The 23,443-nt window shown below is 48.1% G+C and carries 21 protein-coding genes; 11 read left to right on the top strand and 10 right to left on the bottom strand.

Annotation, left to right across the window (positions count from 1 at the left end):
• Positions 1–73 precede the first annotated feature (73 nt).
• Positions 74–415 carry a phage holin family protein gene (locus RGU72_RS18610; protein ID WP_322121166.1) on the top strand — a complete coding sequence of 114 codons (342 nt, stop codon included), beginning with the start codon at positions 74–76 and terminating at the stop codon, positions 413–415.
• On the top strand, positions 415–1,242 hold the full coding sequence (metF, locus tag RGU72_RS18605; protein ID WP_322121165.1) for a methylenetetrahydrofolate reductase [NAD(P)H]: 828 nt from the start codon (positions 415–417) through the stop codon (positions 1,240–1,242). Before RGU72_RS18610 ends, metF begins: the two co-directional genes overlap by 1 nt.
• A 46-nt stretch (positions 1,243–1,288) precedes the next feature.
• On the opposite strand, the gene argE is transcribed toward metF, so the two are convergent.
• Positions 1,289–2,455: an acetylornithine deacetylase gene (gene argE / locus RGU72_RS18600; protein ID WP_322121164.1), complete on the bottom strand. Its 1,167-nt coding sequence runs from the start codon at positions 2,453–2,455 to the stop codon at positions 1,289–1,291.
• Positions 2,456–2,598: 143 nt separating this feature from the next.
• The gene (locus RGU72_RS18595; protein ID WP_322121163.1) at positions 2,599–3,510 is read right to left on the bottom strand and encodes an NAD(P)-dependent oxidoreductase; all 912 of its coding nucleotides are present in this window, start codon (positions 3,508–3,510) and stop codon (positions 2,599–2,601) included.
• A gap of 193 nt (positions 3,511–3,703) precedes the next feature.
• Here RGU72_RS18595 and RGU72_RS18590 point away from each other — a divergent pair, with 193 nt between their 5' ends.
• Both RGU72_RS18590 and RGU72_RS18585 read left to right on the top strand, forming a co-directional pair.
• Complete coding sequence (locus RGU72_RS18590; RefSeq protein WP_322121162.1) at positions 3,704–4,243, top strand: acyloxyacyl hydrolase; 540 nt, start codon at positions 3,704–3,706, stop codon at positions 4,241–4,243.
• 177 nt (positions 4,244–4,420) lie between these two features.
• Positions 4,421–4,909, top strand: a complete 489-nt coding sequence (locus tag RGU72_RS18585; protein ID WP_322121161.1) for a hypothetical protein — start codon at positions 4,421–4,423, stop codon at positions 4,907–4,909.
• 100 nt (positions 4,910–5,009) lie between these two features.
• Here RGU72_RS18585 and uraD read toward each other — a convergent pair whose 3' ends face one another.
• From uraD to RGU72_RS18570, 3 genes are all read right to left on the bottom strand, one after another.
• Positions 5,010–5,531, bottom strand: coding sequence for a 2-oxo-4-hydroxy-4-carboxy-5-ureidoimidazoline decarboxylase (uraD, locus tag RGU72_RS18580; RefSeq protein ID WP_322121683.1), 522 nt, complete (start codon positions 5,529–5,531; stop codon positions 5,010–5,012).
• Between the two features lie 39 nt (positions 5,532–5,570).
• Positions 5,571–6,509: an allantoinase PuuE gene (puuE, locus tag RGU72_RS18575; RefSeq protein WP_322121160.1), complete on the bottom strand. Its 939-nt coding sequence runs from the start codon at positions 6,507–6,509 to the stop codon at positions 5,571–5,573.
• A 90-nt stretch (positions 6,510–6,599) separates the two neighbouring features.
• Entirely contained in the window at positions 6,600–7,346 is a 747-nt protein-coding gene (locus tag RGU72_RS18570) for a GntR family transcriptional regulator (protein ID WP_322121159.1), read from the bottom strand.
• 504 nt (positions 7,347–7,850) lie between these two features.
• Between RGU72_RS18570 and uraH the strand changes: the two genes are divergently transcribed.
• The 6 genes from uraH (at position 7,851) to RGU72_RS18540 (ending at position 13,412) form a co-directional block, all read left to right on the top strand.
• Positions 7,851–8,204 carry a hydroxyisourate hydrolase gene (gene uraH / locus RGU72_RS18565; RefSeq protein ID WP_322121158.1) on the top strand — a complete coding sequence of 118 codons (354 nt, stop codon included), beginning with the start codon at positions 7,851–7,853 and terminating at the stop codon, positions 8,202–8,204.
• Positions 8,205–8,346: 142 nt separating this feature from the next.
• A complete protein-coding gene (locus RGU72_RS18560; protein ID WP_322121157.1) occupies positions 8,347–9,573 on the top strand; it encodes a urate hydroxylase PuuD in 1,227 nt (408 codons plus the stop codon).
• A 172-nt stretch (positions 9,574–9,745) separates the two neighbouring features.
• Positions 9,746–10,756 carry an allantoicase gene (gene alc, locus RGU72_RS18555; protein WP_322121156.1) on the top strand — a complete coding sequence of 337 codons (1,011 nt, stop codon included), beginning with the start codon at positions 9,746–9,748 and terminating at the stop codon, positions 10,754–10,756.
• Between the two features lie 63 nt (positions 10,757–10,819).
• Positions 10,820–11,350, top strand: coding sequence for an ureidoglycolate lyase (locus RGU72_RS18550; RefSeq protein ID WP_322121155.1), 531 nt, complete (start codon positions 10,820–10,822; stop codon positions 11,348–11,350).
• 49 nt (positions 11,351–11,399) lie between these two features.
• Entirely contained in the window at positions 11,400–12,320 is a 921-nt protein-coding gene (locus tag RGU72_RS18545) for a LysR family transcriptional regulator (RefSeq protein WP_322121682.1), read from the top strand.
• Positions 12,321–12,557: 237 nt separating this feature from the next.
• Positions 12,558–13,412, top strand: a complete 855-nt coding sequence (locus RGU72_RS18540) for a hypothetical protein (protein WP_322121681.1) — start codon at positions 12,558–12,560, stop codon at positions 13,410–13,412.
• 166 nt (positions 13,413–13,578) lie between these two features.
• On the opposite strand, the gene RGU72_RS18535 is transcribed toward RGU72_RS18540, so the two are convergent.
• The 5 genes from RGU72_RS18535 to RGU72_RS18515 all read right to left on the bottom strand — a co-directional run bounded on the left by RGU72_RS18535 (position 13,579) and on the right by RGU72_RS18515 (position 21,636).
• Positions 13,579–15,012, bottom strand: a complete 1,434-nt coding sequence (locus RGU72_RS18535) for an L-cystine transporter (RefSeq protein WP_322121154.1) — start codon at positions 15,010–15,012, stop codon at positions 13,579–13,581.
• 357 nt (positions 15,013–15,369) lie between these two features.
• Positions 15,370–16,047, bottom strand: a complete 678-nt coding sequence (locus RGU72_RS18530; RefSeq protein ID WP_322121153.1) for a hypothetical protein — start codon at positions 16,045–16,047, stop codon at positions 15,370–15,372.
• 30 nt (positions 16,048–16,077) lie between these two features.
• A complete protein-coding gene (locus RGU72_RS18525) occupies positions 16,078–18,189 on the bottom strand; it encodes an alkaline phosphatase family protein (RefSeq protein WP_322121152.1) in 2,112 nt (703 codons plus the stop codon).
• 381 nt (positions 18,190–18,570) lie between these two features.
• On the bottom strand, positions 18,571–19,815 hold the full coding sequence (locus RGU72_RS18520) for a RimK family alpha-L-glutamate ligase (protein ID WP_322121151.1): 1,245 nt from the start codon (positions 19,813–19,815) through the stop codon (positions 18,571–18,573).
• 702 nt (positions 19,816–20,517) lie between these two features.
• Positions 20,518–21,636 (bottom strand): transposase, encoded by a 1,119-nt coding sequence (locus RGU72_RS18515; protein ID WP_322117783.1) that lies wholly within the window; start codon positions 21,634–21,636, stop codon positions 20,518–20,520.
• Positions 21,637–21,837: 201 nt separating this feature from the next.
• On the opposite strand from RGU72_RS18515, the gene RGU72_RS18510 reads away from it, so the two are divergent.
• A complete protein-coding gene (locus RGU72_RS18510; protein ID WP_322121150.1) occupies positions 21,838–23,415 on the top strand; it encodes a methyl-accepting chemotaxis protein in 1,578 nt (525 codons plus the stop codon).
• Positions 23,416–23,443 lie beyond the last annotated feature (28 nt).

The raw sequence follows: 23,443 nt of genomic DNA, 5'->3' as shown, positions 1-23,443 counted from the left end.
CACCAGTTTGTTGGGGAGGGGCTATTTTTAATACTACTTCTGTTTTTCAATTCGCCATCACACTGGAGAACCCATGCGCCTGCTAGCCACCTGGATCATCAACGGCCTCGCCTTACTTGCCCTACCCTACCTTATGCACTCGGTGTCGATTGACAGCTTTGTTACCGCACTGATTGTTGCCTTGGTATTGGGTTTTGTGAACGCCATCATCCGCCCTATTCTGCTGATTTTGACACTGCCAGTCACTGTGCTGACGCTTGGCCTATTCATCTTCATCATCAATGGTCTGATGTTTTGGGGTGTCGCCAATTTAGTTGATGGTTTCCATGTCGCTGGTTTCTGGTCAGCTGTGGGTGGCGCATTGTTATATAGCGTGATCTCTTGGACGCTCTCCACCTTACTGTTTAAAAAATAATGTCCGAGCACAATTTCAGTATCGAATTTTTCCCGCCTAAAACAGCGGAAGGCGCAGAAAAATTGCGTGTTACACGTGCCAAACTGGCAGAGTTGCAACCTAAATATTTCTCAGTCACCTTTGGCGCTGGCGGTACCACGCAACAAGGTACGCTGGATACGGTGATCGATATCCGCAAAGAAGGTTATGCCGCAGCACCACATCTGTCTTGCGTCGGCGGCACCCGCGATTCTATTCGCGATATTCTCAAACAATATCAGGCCAATGACATCCATCGTCTGGTCGCCTTACGTGGCGATTTACCCAGCGGTTATGGTGCAGCAGGTGAGTTCCGTTATGCCAATGAGTTGGTGGAATTTATTCGTGCAGAAACCGGTGACTGGTTTCATATCGAAGTTGCCGCTTATCCAGAAATGCACCCTCAAGCACGCTCGCCACAAGATGATTTACAAAGCTTTGTGCGCAAGATCAACGCGGGGGCAAACGCGGCGATCACTCAGTATTTTTATAATGCCGATGCCTATTTTCAGTTTGTAGAACTGGCACAAAAAGCGGGCGTTACCGCACCGATCGTGGCTGGCATTATGCCCATCACGAACAGCAGCCAGCTGATGCGCTTCTCAGAAATGTGCGGCGCAGAAATCCCACGCTGGGTGCGCTTAAAACTAGCCAGCTTCGGCGATGACACGGCCTCCATTAAAGCCTTTGGTCTGGACGTGGTAACGCACTTGTGCGAACGCTTGCTGGCAGGCGGTGCCCCTGGCTTGCATTTTTATTCGCTGAATCAGGCGGCGGCGACGACTGCGATTTGGCAGCGCTTGGTTTAAGCGGGGTTTTCTAAATGGTCTAAAGACGCTGGCACGCCAATAATCTTTATTCAGTGGATGCAATTAAACGCTGCATAAATTGTTCGCATTGCGCTAATTGGTCCAGTTCTACATACTCATTCGGAGTGTGAGCCTGCTCAATACTTCCAGGGCCACAAATCACAGTTGGAATACCCGCTTGTTGAAATAGGCCGGCCTCTGTTCCATACGACACAGCACCGTTTGGTGCGTTGCCTGCCAGGCGTGCTGCTAGCTGCACAATCGCATCAGACTCTTGCATTTGCAAACCAGGTGCCGATGCCAGCCATTCAAAATCAATCCGGGCTAGCGGCTCTACTGCTAACATTTGCGGTAACAAACCTGCCGCATAGTCTTGGATTTCTTGATACAAGTTTTCCGCTTTCATCTCTGGCAAGGTGCGTGCTTCAAATTGAAATTCGCAATCGCGCGGCACGATATTGGTTGCTAGGCCACCGCGCATCAATCCGGTTTGTAAGGTGCTGTAGGGAACTGTATAGGCATTATCGCGTTGCTCTTGTTTTGCTAAACGATCAGCGATATCACGGATATAGACGACAATTTTTGCCGCATATTCAATCGCATTAACACCTTGCGTGGTGTAGCTGGAATGTGCTTCGCGTCCACGTACGCAACAACGAAACCGATGAGTACCTTTGTGAGCGATGATGGGCTGCATTAACGTGGGTTCACCAACGATGCATGAGGCTGGCTTAAGACCGATCTCCTCCAGATCACGGATCAGGCTGCGCACACCCAGACATCCGACTTCTTCATCATAGGACAAGGCAAGATGCAAGGCAGTATCTTTGTCCGCTGCGAGGTAGTGTGGCACTGCTAATAGCGCCGCCGCAATATAGCCCTTCATATCCGCGGATCCCCGCGCGTAAACCCGACCATCTTTAATCGTGGTGACAAAGGGATCGCTATGCCAGTCTTGCCCCTCTACAGGCACCACATCGGTATGACCAGACAAGATAATGCCGGGCTTTTTTCCCTCACCGATCGTTGCGAATAAATTGGCTTTTTTGCCAGTGCTGTCATAAGTTAAACGTGACTCCACACCGTAGTTTGCAAGATAGTCCTTGACCCAGAAGATGAGCTCAAGATTTGGATCTTTCGACATTGTTTTGAAAGAAACCAGCTGCCCTAATACATCGAGCAAATTGGAAGAGGCTGTTAAGGTGGTTGTCATAAGATTTTCTCTGCGGCGGTATGATTTTGGGCTTTAGTATTAGTGTCAGATTCTTATCTGTTGAGGACTTACGCAAAATTGTCCCAGTAAGACACTGCAACGCAGCTGAGGCGGTTTTGCATATCTCCTGTCTCAATTGTATTTTATACAGGAAAAATATCTTCCTTAGTACCCAAACGTTTACCGGGATTTTTTTGCTCTAAAGCGAGCAATGCGGCTGAATGATCGGCACCGGGCAAGCTGCCCAAAATACTGCGATATATTTCAGCAATCAGTTCTGTCACGGGCAATTCAAGCTCAGCAAGTTGCGCGGCCTTTCGGATATTTTCCATATCTTTTGCCTGACTTTTTACTTGCCCGCCGGGTAGAAAATTACGCTCCAACATACGTTGTCCATGTACCTCTAAAATCCGGCTCTCAGCAAAACCGCCCCGCAATGCATTGCGTACCGCAGCAGGATCGGCTCCGCCAGCTTGTGCTAACAATAATGCCTCTGCAACGATGCTAATGGTGCCGCCAACAATTAACTGATTACAAAGTTTAGCTAACTGCCCGGTACCCGGCGGGCCAACACGAGTAGGCTTCCCCATCACGCTAAGAATAGCCCGAACACGAGCGTAATCAGCCTCATTCGCACCAGCCATAATCGCCAAAGAACCCGCTTTTGCACCGATCACCCCACCGGAGACTGGTGCATCTATAAAGCCTAACTTTTTATCACGTAGTACTTGATCGAATTGCTGTGCCTCTGCTTGTTGGGTAGAACTCATATCTATCCAAATTTCATCACCACACAATGCAGGCAAAGTCTGTTGGATCATATCCGCGACGATATTCCCTCTTTCCAGCATGCTGATAACGATATTAGCTTTATGACAGCCATTGATGGCGGCCAATGGCGTCTCAGCGATATCGGCCCCTAGCGCACCTAAGGCGCTACATTTGCTGCTGGTGCGATTCCAGACAGTCAATGGATATTCTGCTTGTATAAGGCGTGTGGCCATCGGCTTTCCCATCAAACCGATCCCTAAGAATGCAATACGAGGTTTTGTCATATGAATTGTTGGTTGACCTATGATTTGAGAATGCGAATGAGCCTAAACGCCGAATCTCTTTATACTGCAATATTGGATAAGCTTGCTAAGGTCTGTTATTACTCAAGCCGGGAGTGCGAATAAGTGATAACAGACCCTAATTGGTACAATAGCAAAAATTCTCTTTTTTTATTATTTAATAAGGCATGGTTTTATGAAATCATCTGCAAAAAATTCGCTGTTATGCGCCTTGGTCATTTTATCAACCCAAACGCTGGCACATGCCGTGGATTCGGCGTCATTAGAATTCGCAACAGGAAATAAAACAAAAATGGTACGCGGCGGTGCTCAATGGAACTGGGATCAGCAATGGTTTAAATCTAACGGCACCAATCTCAGTGGTTATTGGGATGCGACCCTAGCTGACTGGCAAGAAAATAATTATCAGGGACATGGCGTAAAACAAAGTCTGATTGATGCTGGCATAACACCTGTTTTCCGTCTGCAAAACGATAGTAAAAAAGGACTTTATGGAGAAGCCGGTATCGGCTTACATATGTTGTCGGAGATATATGACAATAATGGCCGGACATTTTCGACGAATTTCCAATTTGGCGACCACATTGGCGTAGGTTACGTACTCACCAATGGTTGGGACATTGCTTTTAAGATTCAACATTATTCAAACGGTGGCGTAAAACATCCAAACCCCGGCGTCAACTTCGCAGTAGTCAAAGCCGGCTACGCATTTTAAGCTGATAGACAATACGGCAAAATAGCCAGTCTGGTAGGACTTACACAAACCGCACCAGCTTCGATGCTGCACCTTGGCGGGACAATTTTGCGTAAGTCCTATTCATTCTATTGATTACTTCATTAGCAACTTGCATGAATTAATTACCACTCACCCCAGCTGCGACCGATACCTACTATGTCTGACGAAATAAACCAAGATAGTGACACTAAAACCCAAGAGCCACGGCTGTGGCGTGATAAGGGCTGGACTGCGCGCGTAATCAAGAACGACGATGATGAAGGTTGGGCGGTGGCGATGATCAAGGATGGTGAGCCAGAGCCTGCGCTCGTCGGTCCATGGACCATGGGACGCGATAAAAAAAATCCTAAGCCGCTAGATGCGAACGCATTTGGGACGTTGGTAAAAACCGCATCCGAAGTCATTCGCCGTCACGAGCAACAATTGCATGCCATTTTGCACAAGAGTCTGATGGTCAGCACCGACACGGCTGACTTTAAAATTAGTCTGGATATCGTGCCGGATGACGACGATCCCTATGCGATGCTCAGCGCACATGATGCGGATAACACGGAACTTGCCAAAGTGCGGGTTGCGCCGACATTTAAGCTAACGAAAGCCAGCGCAACAACCTGGATAGAAAACGAATTTCGTAAGCCTGATTAATCAGACGCTCAGCTTGAGTCTGAGGGCGCTATTAATCAACTGCATAATCAACTACCTAGCAACTACCTAGCAACTACCTAGCAACTGCCCAAGTAATTGCCTAAGCAGCTACCATATCCGCTAAACGAAAACCACCGATACGAATGATCTGCTCCAGACATTCTTGCATTTCGGTGGTCTGATCTGAGGCTAAGCGACGCGTAAAATGCGCGATGATACTTTGCCGGTCATGTCCCCGCACTGCGATCACAAACGGGAAACCAAATTTTTCGTTGTACGCGCTATTCAATGTTTGCAGCTGGTCAAATTCTTCAGCACTGCATTGATTTAAGCCCGCGCCGCTTTGTTCCCGGGTTGATTCTGCTGACAGTTCTCCGCGCACTGCCGCTTTGCCAGCCAGCTCTGGATGGGCGCGTATCAAGGCTAATTGCATATCGAACTCCGCGCTGCGTACCGCGTCTGCCATCGCGCTGTGCAAATCATTGAGTGAGGCAAACGGACGATGTGGCTCTGCCCGCTCTGCCACCCAGGGCGAGTGCTCAAAAATGCCGCCGAGCAGCCGGATAAATTCAGCACGGTCCATGTGGTTTAGTTCTGCGAGTGAGATTGTTGTGGGCATGATGATCGTAATATTTACGTTTATTTCTAATTTATTTCTGATTTATTTCTGATACGGATGCTGTGCCATCCAATGCTGGGCGATATCAATGCGGCGGCAAATCCACACCTTGTCATGCATCTGCACATAATCTAAAAATCGCTGTAAGGCGCGGAAGCGTCCGGGACGACCAAGCAAGCGGCAGTGCATCCCGATCGACAGCATCTTTGGTGCATTGAGGCCGTAAGGATCGCCTTCGGCATAGAGCACATTAAAGCTATCTTTTAGATATTGATAGAAATGATCGCTGGTGTTAAATCCTTGTGGCGTGGCGAAACGCATGTCATTACTGTCGAGGGTGTACGGCACGACCAAGTGTGGTTTGCTGCTGCCATCGGAGACGGTGACATCAGTCCAGAACGGTAAATCATCGCCGTAGTAATCCGAGTCATAGGCAAAGCCACCATGCTCTACCACCAGCTTGCGCGTATTCGGGGAATCGCGTCCGGTGTACCAGCCCAGCGGCGCGCTGCCGGTCAGCGTGCGCATAATCTCGACCGCCTGTTGCATGTGCTCGCGCTCTTTAGCTTCTTCCATATGCTGATAATGAATCCAGCGCAAACCGTGGCAAGCAATCTCATGACCCAGCTCACCAAAAGCTTGAGTCACGTCAGGATGGCGTTGCAATGCCATCGCGATACCAAATACGGTGAGCGGCAGCTTACGTTGTTCGAACTCGCGCAAAATCCGCCAGACACCCGCGCGGGAACCGTATTCGTAAATCGATTCCATCGACATATGCCGCGCTTCATAGGCAGCAGCGCCAACGATTTCGGATAAAAATTGTTCCGAGGCAGGATCACCATGCAGTACACAATTTTCACCGCCCTCTTCATAATTCAGCACAAACTGGACAGCAATCCGCGCTTGTTGTGGCCATTGCGCATGAGGCACGTGACGGCCGTAGCCGATTAGATCACGTGGATAGGTACTTTCACTCATTTTTAATATACTCCCCATTATTTTTATAAAATATGCTCTATTGTCCAATGATTATTTGGACGATTAAAATATACCTACTGGGGTATATATCTAAGCAGAGCGAGATTTTCCTAAGGCAGCGCGCAGGTCAAAGCCTTTATCCGCTTTCTTTTGTGTCCGGCAAGCACACTGCTCCAGATGGTGTGCCATGGCGTGCAATGCGGTAGCGCGATCTTTTTGTTCCAGCGCCGAGATCACATTTAAATGTTCATCAAAGGAGCAGGGTTGTGCGCTGGCAGGTGCGCCGGACGCCTCCAGACTGGAGATCAAGAGTGTGGTTCGTGATACCAGCCGACGCAGCATATCGACCAACAACTGGTTACCACTCAGCTTCGCTAGTTCAATATGAAAATCCGCTGACAACCGGATCCAGAGTGAGCGATCGCCCTGCATGTAAGCGGCACGCTCACGCTCCACCATCTCGCGCAGCGCTGTTAATTGTGTGGCTTTGTCATGACTGGTCGATTGCACAATTTTTTCTAGCACCAGTTGCTCCAGACTCTGGCGTAATTCAAACATGTCTTGCGCCTCTTGCTCGCTGGGACTGGCGATAAACGCACCACGGTTAGGCTCCAGATCAACCAGACCATCGGCGGCTAACTGACTTAAAACTTTCCGCACGCCGTGGCGGGCGAGCTGATATATCTCGGCGAGCGATTGTTCTGCCAGTTTGGTCTTGGCAGGCAGACGGTGCTCCATAATGGCGTCGTAGATCTCGCGGTACATACGTTCTTCCGCTGGCTGATCCGTTGTGGCTGACTTGCCGTCTAGTGCGGCAAGCTTGAGAGTGTCGTTCATGGTTTTACTTAGGATCGGGATGATCGGTTCATTAAAATATAGATTGTCGACAATTACAAGCGATTTTTAATGACAAAAAGAGTTGGGTGCTGAATTTCAGTAATTCATCAACGACTCATCAGCATCCGCAATGACTGCGACGGCTGGGCGAAGTGATTAAAACCCAATTGCATCGCCAAAAGAACCAGCACAATCCGGCATTTATTTTAAAATCTGTTTGACAGCCAGAAATTACCTCCCTACTATTGTCTACAATATTGTATTTTTTTGTTGTCAATATTTTCAGGCGATCCGCATTTTTATTCTCTCTATTGACCGGCACCATCGATAATAAAGAGCAATAAAATCAGTCGCCATCCCGACACTTCGATAATAGAAGGTCGCTCATCAGTTTCAGCTCGTTTTCAGGCCAATTTTTAGCCCAGTTTTCAGGCCTGCTTCAACCAGCAAGAGCGCCCCCAAAGCTAGTGTTTTAATCGTGAAGGAATCAGGATGGGACACATCATGGGACGTATAACTACCCACGTACTAGACACCGCACATGGCAAACCCGGTCAGGGCGTTGCCGTTCAACTCTATCAAATCAAAGACGGGCAACGGCTGGTAGTTTGTTCCGTGCAGACCAATGCCGACGGTCGTTGCGATCAGCCTTTGCTGGAAAGTGATGCGCTCAACACCGGCGTGTATGAGATCGATTTTGATGTCGGCAGTTACTTCCAAAAAATGGGCGTCAACTTGCCAGAGCCTAGCTTCCTTGGCGTAGTGACATTGCGCTTTGGCGTCGCACATCCGCAGCAGCATTATCACGTTCCGCTGGTGGTGACGCCATGGAGTTATTCTACTTATCGCGGTAGTTGAGCCTAGGATTTGCGGCAACAATTTGAGGCAACGAATTGACATTGCATCGACTCGATTGAACTACCTCAATTTGTATATTTAGACTGAACTCACTCAAACCAAACGCCAATCACTAAGATTCAAACAAGGGAAGCTATAAAGCATGGAAGCATATTTATTAGAGTGGGCCAATCTGCTGCTACGCTGGCTGCATGTGATCGTCGCGATCGCGTGGATAGGCTCGTCGTTTTATTTTGTCTGGCTGGACAATAGTTTAAAACCGCCGGTGGATGAGCAATTAAAAAAACAAGGTGTCGGCGGCGAACTGTGGGCAGTGCACGGGGGCGGCTTTTATAACCCACAAAAATATACTGGCACACCACCCAAACTGGTCGACGATTTACATTGGTTTTATTGGGAGTCGTATAGCACTTGGTTGTCGGGTTTTAGCTTATTTTCTCTGCTGTATTTGTTCAACGCAAAAACCTATCTGATTGATCCGAGAGTTGCTGATCTGACGCCAACGATAGCGGTCGTATTGGCGCTCGGATTTTTGGTTTTGGGCTGGATCGTTTATGACTTACTGTGCAGGGCGTTGAATCAAAATAGTCGTCTATTATCGGCGCTGGTGGCGGCGTATGTGCTTGCTGCTTCATGGGGTGCCTGTCATTTATTTTCTGGCCGTGCTGCCTTCCTGATCATCGGTGCCATGATTGCCACGATCATGAGTGCGAATGTATTTTTTGTGATCATTCCCGGGCAGCGCAAAGTCATCGCCGCGATGCGCGCGGGCGAGCCGGTGAATCCAATCTACGGTCAGCGCGGCAAACAACGCAGCGTCCACAATACCTACTTCACCCTACCTGTCTTGTTTGCGATGTTGTCCAACCATTACAGCATGACCTATGCCAGCGAGCATAATTGGCTGGTGCTGGTATTGATCATGGCCGCAGCCGTGTTGATACGTCAGTTTTTTATTCTGCGGCATAAGGGCAATACCAACTATGTATTTCCTGTTGCAGCGATTGTCATCTTGGCGGCAGTCGCAGCATGGATTGCGCCAAAACCTGCTGCTTTGGTAGCTACACCCACAGCTTCGATTGGGACAACTGCAGAGCCTGCATCGAGTGTCAAAGTCGATACAGAGTTTGCACAGGTTCAGCAGATCATACAGTTACGCTGTATCCAATGCCATGCAGCCAAACCTAGTCTGATGGCGGTGGCGCCGAAAGGACTGATGCTGGATGATCCCGCGCAAATCAAAGGTAAAGCGCAACTGATTTATCAGCAAGTGGTGCAACAGAAGATTATGCCGATGGGGAACATCACTAATATCACCGATGCCGAGCGTGCAACGATTGCGCACTGGGTTGAAAACGGCGCGAAGTGACGACTACCATTATGCGATCAAACATTAGCCCTATTTATTAAAACTAGGACTTACGCAAAATTGTCCCAGCAAAGCGTAGCGACGAAGACAGTACTTTAGTATGGCGAGTCGCTGTAACGCAGCTGGGGCATTTTTGCGTAAGTCCGAAAAACACTTAAGAGAAGAGAAGCCCATGACCATCATTCAACTCGATGCAAATGCTCCCGACTTTACGCGCCGCTACCCCAATCTCGCTGATCCGCGTTTGGGTGCCGCTACCCTTGCTTGCAGTGACGATTTTTTTGCTGAAATGTCGCGCATGCTCAATCCCGATCCGGCAGTATTTATTGTCGGCAAATACGATACCAACGGCAAATGGATGGATGGTTGGGAGTCCCGTCGCAAGCGTGTCAGCGGTTATGACTGGTGCGTGCTTAAACTGGCACGCGCCGGCGTAATCAAGGGTGTGGATATCGACACCAGTCACTTTACTGGTAACTACCCGCCAGCAGCATCATTGGAAGCTGCGTATGTCGCCGACGGTGCGCCTGATGCGCAAACAGAGTGGCAAGAAATTCTGCCCTCGGTCAACTTGCAAGGCAATAGCCATCACTATCACGAGATTAAGACGACGCAAGCATTTACCCACCTGCGACTGAATATTTATCCCGACGGTGGCGTTGCCCGATTGCGTGTGTATGGACAACCACAAGCAAATTGGGACACAGCAGACCGCACAGAATTATTCGATCTGATTTCTGTTGAAAACGGTGGCTATGTCGTCGCTGCGGCCAATCAGCATTTTGGTCTGGCATCCAATATGTTAATGCCAGGACGTGGAGTTAATATGGGTGATGGCTGGGAAACCCGTCGTCGGCGCGAACCGGGGAACGACTGGTGCATCATCGCATTAGCACATCCGGGTATTGTAGAAAAAATTGAAGTCGATACCTGCTATTTCAAGGGGAATTTCCCTGATGCCTGCTCAATTCAGGCAGCGCATGTGATTGGTGGTACGGATACTTCTCTGGTTACACAAGCGATGTTCTGGCCGATACTATTAAGCGAACAAAAACTGCAAATGGATCATCAGCATTATTATGCCGACCAGATCAAGTCGCTAGGACCTATTACGCATATCCGGTTTAATATTGTGCCGGACGGCGGTGTGTCGCGGTTGCGTTTGTGGAGTCGCCTGCCGTAATTATCGTCATATTTTTTTCTGAATTTTTTTCGTTCGATTTTTACTTTTTTTTGTTAGAACCCTATGCCAGCACTTCTCATCGAACCTCTCAACCGCGACAGCTTTGCCGCTTTTGGCGATGTGATTATGCTGGAGGGCGCGCGACACTATCCCATCAATCAGGGTACGACTGAACGTTACCATGCACTGACCAGTGCGGATACGGCAGATCAGGGCGGGCAAACGATCATTAGTCTGTTCCGTGGTCAGCCGCGCGCGTTGCCGATGGAAATCACGATCATGGAACGTCATCCTCTCGGTAGTCAGGCGTTTATTCCCGTGACACAAAATACAGGGGATGAATATCTGGTCGTCGTTGCGCCTGCCGGTGATTTCAAAGTAGAGCACTTACGGGCATTTTTGGGTCGCGGATTTCAGGGTGTCAATTATGCTAAAGGCGTCTGGCATCATCCGTTGATCACACTACATCAAGTCAGCGATTTTGTTGTAATGGACAGAATAGGCCAAGGACACAATTGCGACGAACTGTTTTTGCAAACAGATCTCTGGCTGACAGATGACAGCCTTGAGCAGGCGCGAAAGTCGTCAACGTGAACATGATAGTGACCGCAATAGTGACCGCAGCTCCGCAAGCTTTTCTTCTATGCGCCTGACACTCAGACAGCTACAAATTTTTCTGGCGATTGCACAATCCGGCACCACTACGGCTGCTGCCGAGACGGTGAGTTTGTCGCAGTCGGCCACCAGCGCTGCCCTCAATGAGCTCGAAAGCAGCTTGGCTACCAGTTTGTTTGACCGTGTTGGCAAACGCTTGGTGTTAAATGACAATGGCCGCCTCTTGTTACCGCAAGCCAGCCAGATACTCGATGCCGCCAACACCATAGAGCAACAATTTCTGGATCAGAACGCGACGTCCGGCGCGGGTCTTCGCATCGGTGCCAGCACGACCATTGGCATCTATCTGCTGCCTGCGATCATGGCCGCACTGAACACCATGAGCAACAAGAGCCAGACGACTTCCGGCGCGCATCATCCCAATGTCACCATCGCCAACACCGGCGACATCGCGCTGGCGGTCAGCAATTTTGAAGTGGATATTGGGTTGATTGAAGGCCCTTGCCATCAGGCCGATCTGACAGTGGAGCCGTGGATCAGCGATGAGCTGATTATCGTCTGCGCCCCTCATGATCCCATCCTGGCTGGCAGACCGGGCGACAAGGTTCCGCTTAAAGCGCTGCGTAGCGCTCATTGGCTCTTGCGCGAAGCCGGTTCTGGTACGCGTGAAGCCGTCGAACATGCGCTGTTGCCACACCTCCATCACTTACAACCTGCTGGGGAATTTGGCAATTCAGAAGCCATCAAATACGCAGCGGCAGAAGGTCTGGGGGTCGCCTGCCTGTCGCGCCGCGTGGTCGCGGATTTGCTCAGTATCGGTCGCTTGGTGGAGATGAAGACCAGCATCCCCAAGTTAGAACGGCGCTTTTATTTAATCCGCCATCAGAATAAAATGCTATCTGCACGTCTGGCTTATTTTCTAGATTTTTGCCGTCACTGGACGGCTTGAATATGTCTTAAAGTGGCGTAATGTCCACTATGTAGATCGCGTTCCATCCGCTTTTTCCGATATACTCCCTATGATTTCTTAATAATATGCCTTATTGTCCAATGATTATATGGACAAATAAATATACTCACCGTGAGTATATTTTATACCGATGAACGATTTCTCGGCAAGCATGTGGCGCAACAGCCATCAATCACTCTGCGACAGCACACTGACCAATCCCTATTTTTATCTTCAATGAATATCAAAATCAATCAAGACCTGCGGGCACAAGTTGCTTTGATCGACCCGTTAACCCCAAACGAATATGAAGCACTAGAACGTAGCATCCTGCGGGAAGGTTGCCGCGATGCGCTCGTTCTTTGGGGTGACACCCTGATTGATGGGCACAACCGCTATGCAATTTGCCAGCAACATGGATTGCCATTTAACACCGTACAAAATACCAGCCTCAACAGCATGGAGGATGTGGTGTTGTGGCTGATCGATAACCATATTGGACGCCGCAGTGTCACCGACTTTCAACGTGGCATGCTGGCATTACGCAAACAAGAAATTGTAGCAGCACGGACACAGCAACAATCCAGTGCGGCGGCCGAATCGCCTACGCAAGATACGGTGGAACTAAATAGTGAGACAGCAGCCGACAAACCAGTCGAGCCTAAATCCAAAGTCAACCGTGAAGATATCGCCAAGGCCGCAGGTATTAGCAGCAACGCGGTTACTCAAATTGAAAAAATCCAAAAGGCAGCCTCACCTGCGCTAGTGGAGGCCGTGCGCGCTGGCACAATCTCGATCAGTGCAGCGGCCGCGATTGCCTCTCTCCCCAGCGAACAGCAAATCGCCGCTGTCGCCGGTGGTAAAAAAGAGTTACAACAGGCAGCAAAATCAGTGCGAGAGATGAAGTCATCAAACAAACAAATAAAACTGACGGTGCCCACAGAAAAAGCTGACCCAAATAATACTGTGAGTAAAGAAATAAATACGCTTCAAGCCGAAATTACCCGGCTCAACGCACTCGTTGCAATGCTAACGATAGAAAACAGTGATCTGGTCGAGCACCTTACAAGGTTGAACGCTAAAGACAGTTAGACACTAGCATTCTATCGACTAAAAATATTTGAATCTTAATTGAGCCTCTAAATTTAAATCGTCCTAAAAGTAACGTCCTGAATTACATTTCTAATTTAATTCAGCAAAATATTGCGCCAATCGACGGCAAATGGAAACATTAATGCTTTTAATCTGATGCTGATCATCAAATCGCCTTTTCAACTTCATCAAGGTTAAGGGTCACGTCGTTATTAAATACATCCATATCGGTCACCCCTAATATCCTGCTGGTAATAGTACCGGCAGTGATTGCACCGCTAACGTTTAGCGCGGTGCGACCCATATCGATTAACGGCTCGACCGAAATCAACAAGCCAGCCAACGCGACCGGTAAATTCATCGTTGAAAGTACAATCAGCGCAGCAAAAGTAGCGCCGCCGCCGACGCCTGCAACGCCGATTGAACCAATGGTAACGACAGCAATCAGTTGTGCGATGAAGCTGAAGGTGAAGGGATCAATCCCAACAGTCGGTGCGATCATGACCGCAAGCATGGCGGGATAAATTCCCGCGCAGCCATTCTGTCCGATAGTGGCGCCAAAAGATGCCGCAAAATTAGCGATACCCTCGGGCGTACCCAAGCGCTGCGTCTGAGTTTGTACATTCATCGGTATTGCACCCATGCTTGTACGGGAAGTGAAGGCGAACGCCAGCACAGGAAAAATCTTTTTTGCAAAACGAGCGGGATTGAGTCCGGCCCCAGCGATCAGACACAGATGCACACCAAACATCAGCAACAATGCGCTGTACGAAGCAACTACAAAGTTGATTAGTTTCAGAATATCGGCATAACTTGATTCTGCGACGACCATGGTCATCAGGGCAAATACGCCATAGGGCGTGAGACGAAGTACCAACGTTACCATCCGCATAATGATTGCTTGCGCCACGCTGACAAAGTGCGTAAAAGATGCGAACAATAGCGGTTTGACATTCGCAATACCGGTAGCAGAGATGCCAATAAAAATCGAAAAAATCACAACAGCAATGGTGGAGGTTTTGCGTGCCCCTGTTAAATCCAGAAATGGATTGGTCGGTATAAAACTGATCAACAAGCTAGGCAGACTGACTGCCTTTGCGCTTGCCAGTGTGCCTTGCAAATATTCTCCACGCGCAATCTCCGCCGCATTGGAACTTAAGCCTATTGCAGTAAGGCCAAATAGTTTGGCCATCAAAATACCGATACCTGCTGCCACCATGGTCGTTGCGAGCAAAGTACCAATCGTCAGCGCACTGATTTTGCCAAGCGAACTAGCCCCCTTAAGTTTGAGTATCGCCCCGACGATCGATACCATAATCAGTGGCATGACGATCATCTGTAGCAGCTTCACGTAACCGGTGCCGACGATATCCAGATAGGAGTTGGTTGTCGTGATGACCAATGCAGTTGATGGATCGCCGCTGTAGGTCATATGCATCAACGCACCTAAGACCACACCCACCCCAAGACCGGTCAATACCCGTATGGTGAATGTGGCGTGGATGTTCTGCTGATGGAACATATAAGCTCCGATTACCAGAGCAATGACCAGGTTAATCAACACAAAGACGATGGAATATAATGCGATCAAACTGGTCATGGACTGCCTCTATTGGGTTGAAATGAAGTGTTGCAACAAATTGATGATGAAAAATACTGTTCAATATTATCGTCAGCCAGAATTAGGACGTATTAAATGAGTTACTTATCGTCATTAGTTGGCAATCATAGCGAACGATATGCATTGACGACAAGCAACTTCCCTAGCATAAACTCACTAAATCAGATTTCACCGTCGTTTCAACATCGCATGCAATACGCTGCGCGTCTGTGCGCTTGAACTCTTATCGTTATATCGGGCGAAATACTCATTTTTAAGTGGTTTCTATCAACAAAAAAAAGCTTCTCAATGGAAGCTTTTTATGATCACTCTCGTCCAGATATTCAATTAAAAAAATCAATCTGCCTGAATATCCTCATTCGCATTATTTCGAACAAATCCTTGATCTTTTATCTGAAATACGAATGGTGTAATATTTTGTGTCTCTGCTTTGGTCACTTTCCATTGCACTTGATTATTAAGATCCGTGATCAGCAAAGGAATACGCAATTTTTTGCTCCAACAAATTTTGCTTTCAGTTTGACCGCGGGTCAGGCTATACCAAGTGCATGCCGTTACTGGCTGATCCCGGATCATCGGTGCATTAGTGGTACTGAGCTGATAGGCACCAGAGGGTCGACTCAGCGAATGCGACATGCTAAACCAGTCAGTGAAATGACCGATACGATATAAATTAGTGCGATCAATATCTGTGCGTATCTTGCGCTTGAGATCAAGCACTATCATGCTCCATTCTGTCTGTTTTGCTGGCTTAAAAATAAATGTCTCGACGGCGTCATCGGTACGGCGCTTGAGTTGTTGATTGCGGTCACGCCAGATATCAACTTGATGTATTTTTCCATCTAACGAATAAGTCGCCTGGTAATGCAATTGGCGGGACTCACCTTTGTCATTGAAGGTTTTATCAAAATCTAGTCCGGCAGCCTGACTACTCGCGGCAAACAGAGTTGTTGCGATTATAAAAAAAACCCGCGCCAGGCGCGGGCTTACCGTGTTGAACGATTTTACTTGCATCAATTTCATTGATAATTAGTATTGAATAGATCAGTTACGAACAGCTTGTGCGTAGTCAAAATAACGGTAAGTTTTACCATCGATCGTCAAGTCTTTAACGACTAAATTGACTGAGTAGCTGCCATTGCTGTACGCAGTGTCAATGGTAACGCCGGTTGGATCAGTAGGCAGTTTAAAAGTCAGTCCTGTGGATGGCGTGGTCGGATTCAGGATCGATGGCTTTACTACCAATGAAGATGTCGTGGCGGGTTTAAGTAACGCTTCGCTGAGCACGCGTCCATCGGCTTGCGGCATAGATTGTCCCAGAATATAAGCAACTGTAGGTGCTACGTCTACGTTACCGGTTGGGGTGCTGATAGTGATGCCTGAGCGGAAAGCCGGGCCATTGGCGATCAAGGTATTATGTACATCGATCGGGCTGAAGCTGCCATGCATGCCGCGATTGCCGCCGGTACTTTCAAACTCAATGCCTGGCAAACCATTGACTAACTGTTGCGAATCCCAATTGAAGCTCACCACCACATCCGGCTGCCCTTTACTGGAACGTACACTGTTTTCCAGATTAATCATCGCCATAGGCAATGTGCCTGGAATCGCACCGTAACGACTATCAACAAAGATCGCACCGTATTCTTCGCGTGACTGCAAGAAGCGCACAACATTGGTCACTGTAGTCAGATCATGATCTGGCATGTAGAGGTAATCAGAGCCACCGTTAGCCGCGATTACGATGCCGTTCGCTGGCAATGTTGCCGGCACTTTAAAACTGGCAACCGGTGTAGCTAAAGTCGCGCTGATTGCTTGATATTTAGCGTTGGCAGTGCCGCACAAAGTACCTGTGGTGTCGACACCGACGTTATACACATTGCTGCCATCAGATTTAATACCGTACATGGCGCTCGTGCTGCAACCGTTGCCGTCAAATGCTTTAAAGCCAGCGAAAGTCAATAAATCGGCAGTACGTACGTCACCAGAAACTGAGAAGCCAGCAACAGAATCTTTAGCGCCCAGCGTCGCATTGGTTACGCCACTGGTCACTGTTGTGCTTGCGTTGATTGCGCGTAATGGGAACAAACTGGTTGGGCCAGATACATTGCTGTGTGCGTGATCAGACACCACAATAATATTTGTTGTTGTATCCAAACCAGCGGCCTTCAAACCGGCTTGCAATTCACCCAAACGCGCATCTTGTGATGCTAGCGCTTTACGGTAATTAGCTGAACCTGGTCCATAAGCATGCTCAGTATTATCTGGTGTGCGGAACCAGATCAAAGACAAGTCTGGTAATTTTTTCGGTAAGATGAAACTGGTGTAAATGTTCATCATGTATTTGTTGGCAGCGTCTTCTGGATTGCCTTGCGTTGTATCGGTCGCATCTTTGGCTTGCAGGCCATTTGGTAGGGCAAACGTCAATGCACCAGCACGCGCTGTTGGGTTGCCGTTAGTGGCGCTCAGCGTCACTGTGCCAGCCGGATAAGCAAAGGTCGTATTCAGCGGTAAAGCATAATTAGCGGCCTGCAAATCAGTCACCAAAGATTGCGGCAATACCGCGTTCTCATCAAGAAAAATCCCGCCACGCCCCAAATCCTGAATAAACGCAGCGCCAGATTTACCGATCGTAGCTGTTTTAAGACCTGCATCTTGTGCCGTCTTAAACAGGGTTTTGACCAACAATAATTGACCACCGTAATAATCATTGAGCGTGCTCAATACAGCGTAATCCTCTGTAAATACTGGATCTTGATAATCTTGAGCCGCGCCAGCTGCTGACTTACCAACAGGGATAGGCTGAGCCGCGCCAGCTTGTGGCGGCGTCCAGAATGTATTGCCGTAGAAGCCGCTAGTTTTTGGAAAAGAACCAGTAGCAAAAGACGAACCATTCATCATCGTAAAGGTCGGATAAGTAGAATGATGATCGGCAAATTGCACACCTTGTTGACGCAAGGCATACAGGTTAGGCGTATCGGTTGGGTTGACTGAATCTGGACGCAAACCATCCCACACCATGATGATGGTACGTTGCACTGGGGCTGCCACTGGAGCAGTAGTCGTTGGAGTACTGGCGACATTACTGGAACCACCGCAACCAGCAAGCGAGGCAAGCACAGTTGCCAGGCTGAGAACTAATACAGATTGACGCATAGTAGGATCTCTTGAAGTTAATGATGAATAAAATAAATAACGGCAAAATGAACATCAGCAAAACAACTAGCTAAGCATGTACAGGTGACATAACTGTTCACAAAGCATGCGTAGGACAGCGCGCAGTTGAGGCTGACATTTAATTGGATAAAATTTGGTAAGAACGAATTAGCAAAGACGTCGGAAAAACCGTTGAAAAAACGTGGGCAAAGACGTGATCAAAAACATCGCCAAAAAAATATTACTCAAGGTGCGATGTTAGAGAGTGCGAATGACAGCGAAGTGACGCTGATATGACAAATTAATGAAAACTGTAACAGTTGTTACATTTTAAAATGACGGACATGAGTGGCAATGTTCAAGTGATCGTTAAGTACAGCCTTAGGATACAGCAGGTCTATTTTGCGACCTCTTCAACAGCATGGATTGGAAGGCGGCAAAGAGTTTATTCATGTGAGCGAGCTTATAAGAGAATACGCCAACTGCATCAAAAGCATGCACAAAGCCCGTGTTGTCTACCTCAAAAATCAACAACCGACCATCCTGGGTTTCCGCACAATCAATTACGACATAGTCTAGCTGCAAGCGCTCATGTATCGTAGAAAAAGCTGCCTGATGACGCTGCGCAAAGTCATCATCAAAACTATCCATTAGCTGAGATTCTTCAGCGCGTTTGGCGGCACTTTGCTCCATACCCGCATTCAGATAATGAACGATCCAATTGTCTGACAAAGCCATATGACAAATATACGGACGAGCATCTATTAAGGCGACGCGGTATTTGCGAAACAATCCGTCCTGGCTGCGATAATCAACATAAGCTGCCAGATAAAAGAGCTCGCTATCATGCGTTTGCAGATAATCACTTATTGCGCTAGCGTCATCCAGCTTAGCTAGCCCCTTGCCGCCGTGAGAATCTAGCGGCCGGATGATGAGTGGAAAATTCAGTTCGGTTGTTGATGCAGAATTGGCATCGGCATGATCAAGCGCAAATTGCTGCAACTGCTGACGAGACAAGCGTAAAAATACTGGTATCGTCAACGATGCTGATGTTGTTCCTGATAAGGTGTCACCCAGCATATCGCTGACGCCATTGCGAGATAAGACCGCAATACGCTCAGCAGGATTTAACACGGGACGAGGCCAGTTTTTTAACTTGGCGCCGATCTGATGTAAAAGCGAATTGTTTTGATCTGACTGGCTGATGGCTACAAACAAGATGTCGTGCTCTGGAACTGACTCAGGAAACGCTAGGTTGTCTCCCAGATAAATCAAATCCACAGCGATATCAGATCCCTCCAGCAAGAAATCGACAGGCGTGTTGTCCATCATCTCGCCCGCGCGCAACAGCACTAGCATCCTTAAAGCAGCATGACCACTGGGCGCCACCATCTGGTAATGCTGACTCAAGCTCAGTGCCTTGGCTTGCAATTCCAGCGCCAACGGCGTGTTACCCGAAAATTGAAAAAATATCGCCAGACCCATCAGCATGGTAGCGTCATCCGGGCTGCTGGCAGCGCGACGGACATAGGGCAAGAGATCAACGCCATTGTGTGCCATCCGCATCAGGCATGCCAAACCTAGCAACGGCGGATTATCGTCAGCAAGCGAAGAAGTCAAGATCAAAGCACCCACTCCATCATCTTAGTAAACTCGTGGTTTTAATACTGAAGTAATGGTCATACTCAACTACTGATGAATAAATACTCATATCTAGTATATTTTAATCGTCCATAGATTAACTGGATAATAAGGCGTTTTTAATAAAAATAAAGGGGAGTATATTAAAAATAAGTTGCCGTCAGCAACTTAAGTAACAGAAAGAAACGCTTTTCATCCTACTCTCTCACACCGCTTTTGCGTCAATTCTAAGAACGATTTTTATACCATTACTACAACATCAAACTCAAATGATGGTGGTACACTTTTGACGTTAGACGTTTCTTATTTGCACTACAAACATCACCCCACTGTCGAAGTATCTTTATTTAGTATTCTCATCTTAATCGATGGCGTCATTGGCGGTTCAGCTAACAGCTGATTGAATCACCTGATTATTAATTCATTAAAGAATTCATTAAATAATTCCAACAACATGCACCAGCAAGTAAATTAGTAACTCACGAGCTTCTTGCAAAATACCCAAACCAGTAAAGTCGAGCATGGGTGTGGCCACTGTTGCGATTGGTTTTCTTGTTTGAAGCGGCACATGTGACATGAATTTGTGCCGGATTATCGTTTTATGGCGTGTCAATCCCTATGTGACCATCACTGCCCCTATGAACGTTGGGAAACGTTGTTTTTTTCGACTCTTTAAAAGCAAAGCTGTTACGTAAATAAACGCATCAACTGATCTGCGGTCAATACCAATAAACCAAACATCAAATGCGACATCACTTTTTCGCTACCACGCACCCGTACTGTCGTGCCACCAAATTCGTCTTTCAGCCTGCCATTGGTACGTTCAGCTTGCGTGCGTTCTTTATAACGCTGTTGTTCATGCGGGGCGAACGGTTTCTTCTCCCCGCCGCGTGCGTTGTGATCAATTAATGGCACGTGGCCAAGACTTTTGCTGTGTGCCCTTAACTCTTCACTGCAATACGCTGCATCCATCAAATCGTACAAATTCGTTACTCGTGCGGCCGTCATCGTTGCTAACGGCACCGCCGTTTGACTATCGTGCACCGAGGCGCTGGTCAATAGCGCACTGATGGCAACGCCGCAGTCAGCGGTGTCGATATGCAGCTTGTAGCCGTTCCAACTCACTTTATAACCTTGCGCATTGCATTTAGTGCCGCGGTCACACTCTTTGGGTAAAGCATTGACGATGCTCGGTAAAGTTTGCGTCAACTGCCAGCCTATCTTGGTCACTTTCTCTTCCTTTGGCGGCCTTATCTCGCCTTTCTTTGGCCGTCCACGGCGCTGCTTTTGGGCCTTTTCTACGGAAACAACTTTCATGTGTTTCTTCGGCTTCTCGCGCGCCGCAATCGCCGTGCCGTCACGGCTGATGTGTCCAATGAGGCTGTCGCCTAAATAACTCTTGATCAGCGCTTCGTGCACTTTCTCCGCTAATTTGGCTTGGGCAAATTCGCCAAAGGCGCGCGAAAAAGTGGCTTCATTCGGAACTTCTTTCCACATCTCAAAGCCGCACAGCCGTTTTAAACTGCGATCCATCGTCAATCGTTCTATTAAGGCCGCTGTTGTATTGAGCCCCAACACAGCTTTGGCGATGAAGGCGCTGGCCAATGCACCACGGTCATGCGGTTTGCGTCCTATCCCTTGCCATTGGTCCGACACAAATTCTTCGATGCGCACCCAGTCTAGTACATGAATCAATTTTTCCAGCTTCGGCGTCAGTGACCCGCATTGCTGTTTTATCTCCGGTAGCAAATCGTGTTGCAGTAAATTCCAGCGTTGCATTATCAGCAGGCGTTGTGTAGGATTCATAGCGGAGCGCAGATGGTTGTTTAGTCACTTTCATCTTGCCAGAAATGGCCGCTCCTTTCTCATCTATTTTGCGCTTCTCGCAATAAAATTACTCTCCGGTGTTTCGTTTTGCAAGAACCTCTCACTGCACAATTTAATTAATGAGTTAGTTTTGTACCGTACGTAACCCAAGCTAAAAAACCTACCCCAAGAGGACGCGCTATGAATTGGTTTTACGACTTAAAAATTGGCAAAAAATTGATCTTAGCGTTTGCCATCGTGATTGTGATGACCTGCTTTTTGGGAATTTTTTCTATTTCCCAACTGGTCAAAGTAAATAATGCCTCGACCGATATTGCCACCAATTGGCTACCCAGCATCTCTGCTGGCGGACAAATGCAGGTCTCGCTCGCCCGTTTTCGTATTTCTGAATCCACTCATATTATGTCTGCCGAGGAAGAAGAAATGGCAGCAACAGAAAAATCGATGGCGACTCGCCTGGAAATATTTAAAAAACAGCAAGCAACCTATGCCGCCTTGATTTCAGTATCCAACGAAAAAATTATTTACGCTGAATTACTAAAAACTTTAGACGATTATCTAAGCACGAACAAGAAGATGCTTGCGCTATCACGCGAGGGTAAAAAAGACGAAGCCAGAACAATCTTCCGCACAGACTCCAGCAAACTATTCCGCGCAGCGACAGAAAAAATAGATGCCCTCATCAAAATCAATTCCGATGGTAGCGATGCGTCCAACAAGTCTGCTGATGAAGCTTTTACACTATCGCGTAGCTTGATCATCGGCATACTAATCGCGCTGATGATCATCGGGATGTTGCTGGCAGTGTTTGTGGCGCGTACCGTTTCTGTACCGCTAAACGAAGCAGTCAGCATTGCCAAACGTGTTGCCGGAGGCGATTTGACTGGCAATATTGTATCGTCCAGCACCGACGAAACTGGCCAGTTGATGGAGTCCCTGCGCGCCATGAACGACAGCCTGCTGCACGTCGTCGGACAAGTACGCTTAGGCACCGATACGATTGCCACAGCATCATCAGAAATCGCCAGCGGCAATCTGGATTTATCCAGCCGCACAGAAGAGCAAGCCAGTTCGCTGGAAGAAACCGCTTCTGCTATGGAAGAATTAACCTCCACCGTCAAGCAAAATGCCGACAATGCCCGTCAAGCGAATCAACTTGCTCAATCGGCGTCCGGGATTGCAACCGATGGCGGCAAAGTGGTGGGCGAAGTGATCGCCACGATGGAATCGATCAGCGCATCGTCTAAAAAGATTGTCGATATCATCAGCGTGATTGACGGCATTGCGTTTCAAACCAATATTCTCGCTTTAAACGCTGCAGTCGAAGCCGCGCGTGCGGGTGAACAAGGTCGTGGCTTTGCGGTAGTCGCTTCTGAGGTGCGCAATCTGGCGCAACGCAGCGCGGCGGCAGCCAAAGAAATCAAATCACTGATTGACGATTCTGTACAAAAAGTCGATTCCGGTACTACCTTAGTTCAAAAAGCTGGCACGACGATGGCAGAAGTCGTCGCCAGCGTGCGCCGCGTCACTGATGTAGTGGCAGAAATTTCTGCCGCTAGCAGCGAACAAAGTACCGGCATTGAAGAGGTCAATCTGGCGATTACCCAAATGGACGAAGTCACGCAGCAGAATGCCGCACTGGTAGAGCAAGCCGCCGCAGCAGCGCAATCCATGCAAGAACAGGCAGCCAACCTGGCATCCGTCGTCAGCATATTCAAGCTTGATGCGGCACATAGATATACGGCAATACAAGCTTAAATACTTGTCAGCGCGACAGGATCGAACA

Origin of the sequence: Undibacterium sp. 5I1 (assembly GCF_034314085.1) — a bacterium.
In the GTDB taxonomy this organism is placed as follows: Bacteria; Pseudomonadota; Gammaproteobacteria; order Burkholderiales; family Burkholderiaceae_D; genus Undibacterium.
The sequence above is the reverse complement of the archived record's forward strand: the minus strand, read 5'-3'. Positions and strand labels throughout refer to the sequence as shown.

What these genes read in the sequence shown, in the direction of transcription:
- RGU72_RS18610 (WP_322121166.1), top strand. Translation starts at nt 74, where the DNA reads ATGCGCCTGCTAGCCACCTGGATCATCAACGGCCTCGCCTTACTTGCC.
- metF (WP_322121165.1), top strand. Translation starts at nt 415, where the DNA reads ATGTCCGAGCACAATTTCAGTATCGAATTTTTCCCGCCTAAAACAGCG.
- argE (WP_322121164.1), bottom strand. Translation starts at nt 2,455, where the DNA reads ATGACAACCACCTTAACAGCCTCTTCCAATTTGCTCGATGTATTAGGG.
- RGU72_RS18595 (WP_322121163.1), bottom strand. Translation starts at nt 3,510, where the DNA reads ATGACAAAACCTCGTATTGCATTCTTAGGGATCGGTTTGATGGGAAAG.
- RGU72_RS18590 (WP_322121162.1), top strand. Translation starts at nt 3,704, where the DNA reads ATGAAATCATCTGCAAAAAATTCGCTGTTATGCGCCTTGGTCATTTTA.
- RGU72_RS18585 (WP_322121161.1), top strand. Translation starts at nt 4,421, where the DNA reads ATGTCTGACGAAATAAACCAAGATAGTGACACTAAAACCCAAGAGCCA.
- puuE (WP_322121160.1), bottom strand. Translation starts at nt 6,509, where the DNA reads ATGAGTGAAAGTACCTATCCACGTGATCTAATCGGCTACGGCCGTCAC.
- RGU72_RS18570 (WP_322121159.1), bottom strand. Translation starts at nt 7,346, where the DNA reads ATGAACGACACTCTCAAGCTTGCCGCACTAGACGGCAAGTCAGCCACA.
- uraH (WP_322121158.1), top strand. Translation starts at nt 7,851, where the DNA reads ATGGGACGTATAACTACCCACGTACTAGACACCGCACATGGCAAACCC.
- RGU72_RS18560 (WP_322121157.1), top strand. Translation starts at nt 8,347, where the DNA reads ATGGAAGCATATTTATTAGAGTGGGCCAATCTGCTGCTACGCTGGCTG.
- alc (WP_322121156.1), top strand. Translation starts at nt 9,746, where the DNA reads ATGACCATCATTCAACTCGATGCAAATGCTCCCGACTTTACGCGCCGC.
- RGU72_RS18550 (WP_322121155.1), top strand. Translation starts at nt 10,820, where the DNA reads ATGCCAGCACTTCTCATCGAACCTCTCAACCGCGACAGCTTTGCCGCT.
- RGU72_RS18545 (WP_322121682.1), top strand. Translation starts at nt 11,400, where the DNA reads ATGCGCCTGACACTCAGACAGCTACAAATTTTTCTGGCGATTGCACAA.
- RGU72_RS18540 (WP_322121681.1), top strand. Translation starts at nt 12,558, where the DNA reads ATGAATATCAAAATCAATCAAGACCTGCGGGCACAAGTTGCTTTGATC.
- RGU72_RS18535 (WP_322121154.1), bottom strand. Translation starts at nt 15,012, where the DNA reads ATGACCAGTTTGATCGCATTATATTCCATCGTCTTTGTGTTGATTAAC.
- RGU72_RS18530 (WP_322121153.1), bottom strand. Translation starts at nt 16,047, where the DNA reads ATGCAAGTAAAATCGTTCAACACGGTAAGCCCGCGCCTGGCGCGGGTT.
- RGU72_RS18525 (WP_322121152.1), bottom strand. Translation starts at nt 18,189, where the DNA reads ATGCGTCAATCTGTATTAGTTCTCAGCCTGGCAACTGTGCTTGCCTCG.
- RGU72_RS18515 (WP_322117783.1), bottom strand. Translation starts at nt 21,636, where the DNA reads ATGAATCCTACACAACGCCTGCTGATAATGCAACGCTGGAATTTACTG.
- RGU72_RS18510 (WP_322121150.1), top strand. Translation starts at nt 21,838, where the DNA reads ATGAATTGGTTTTACGACTTAAAAATTGGCAAAAAATTGATCTTAGCG.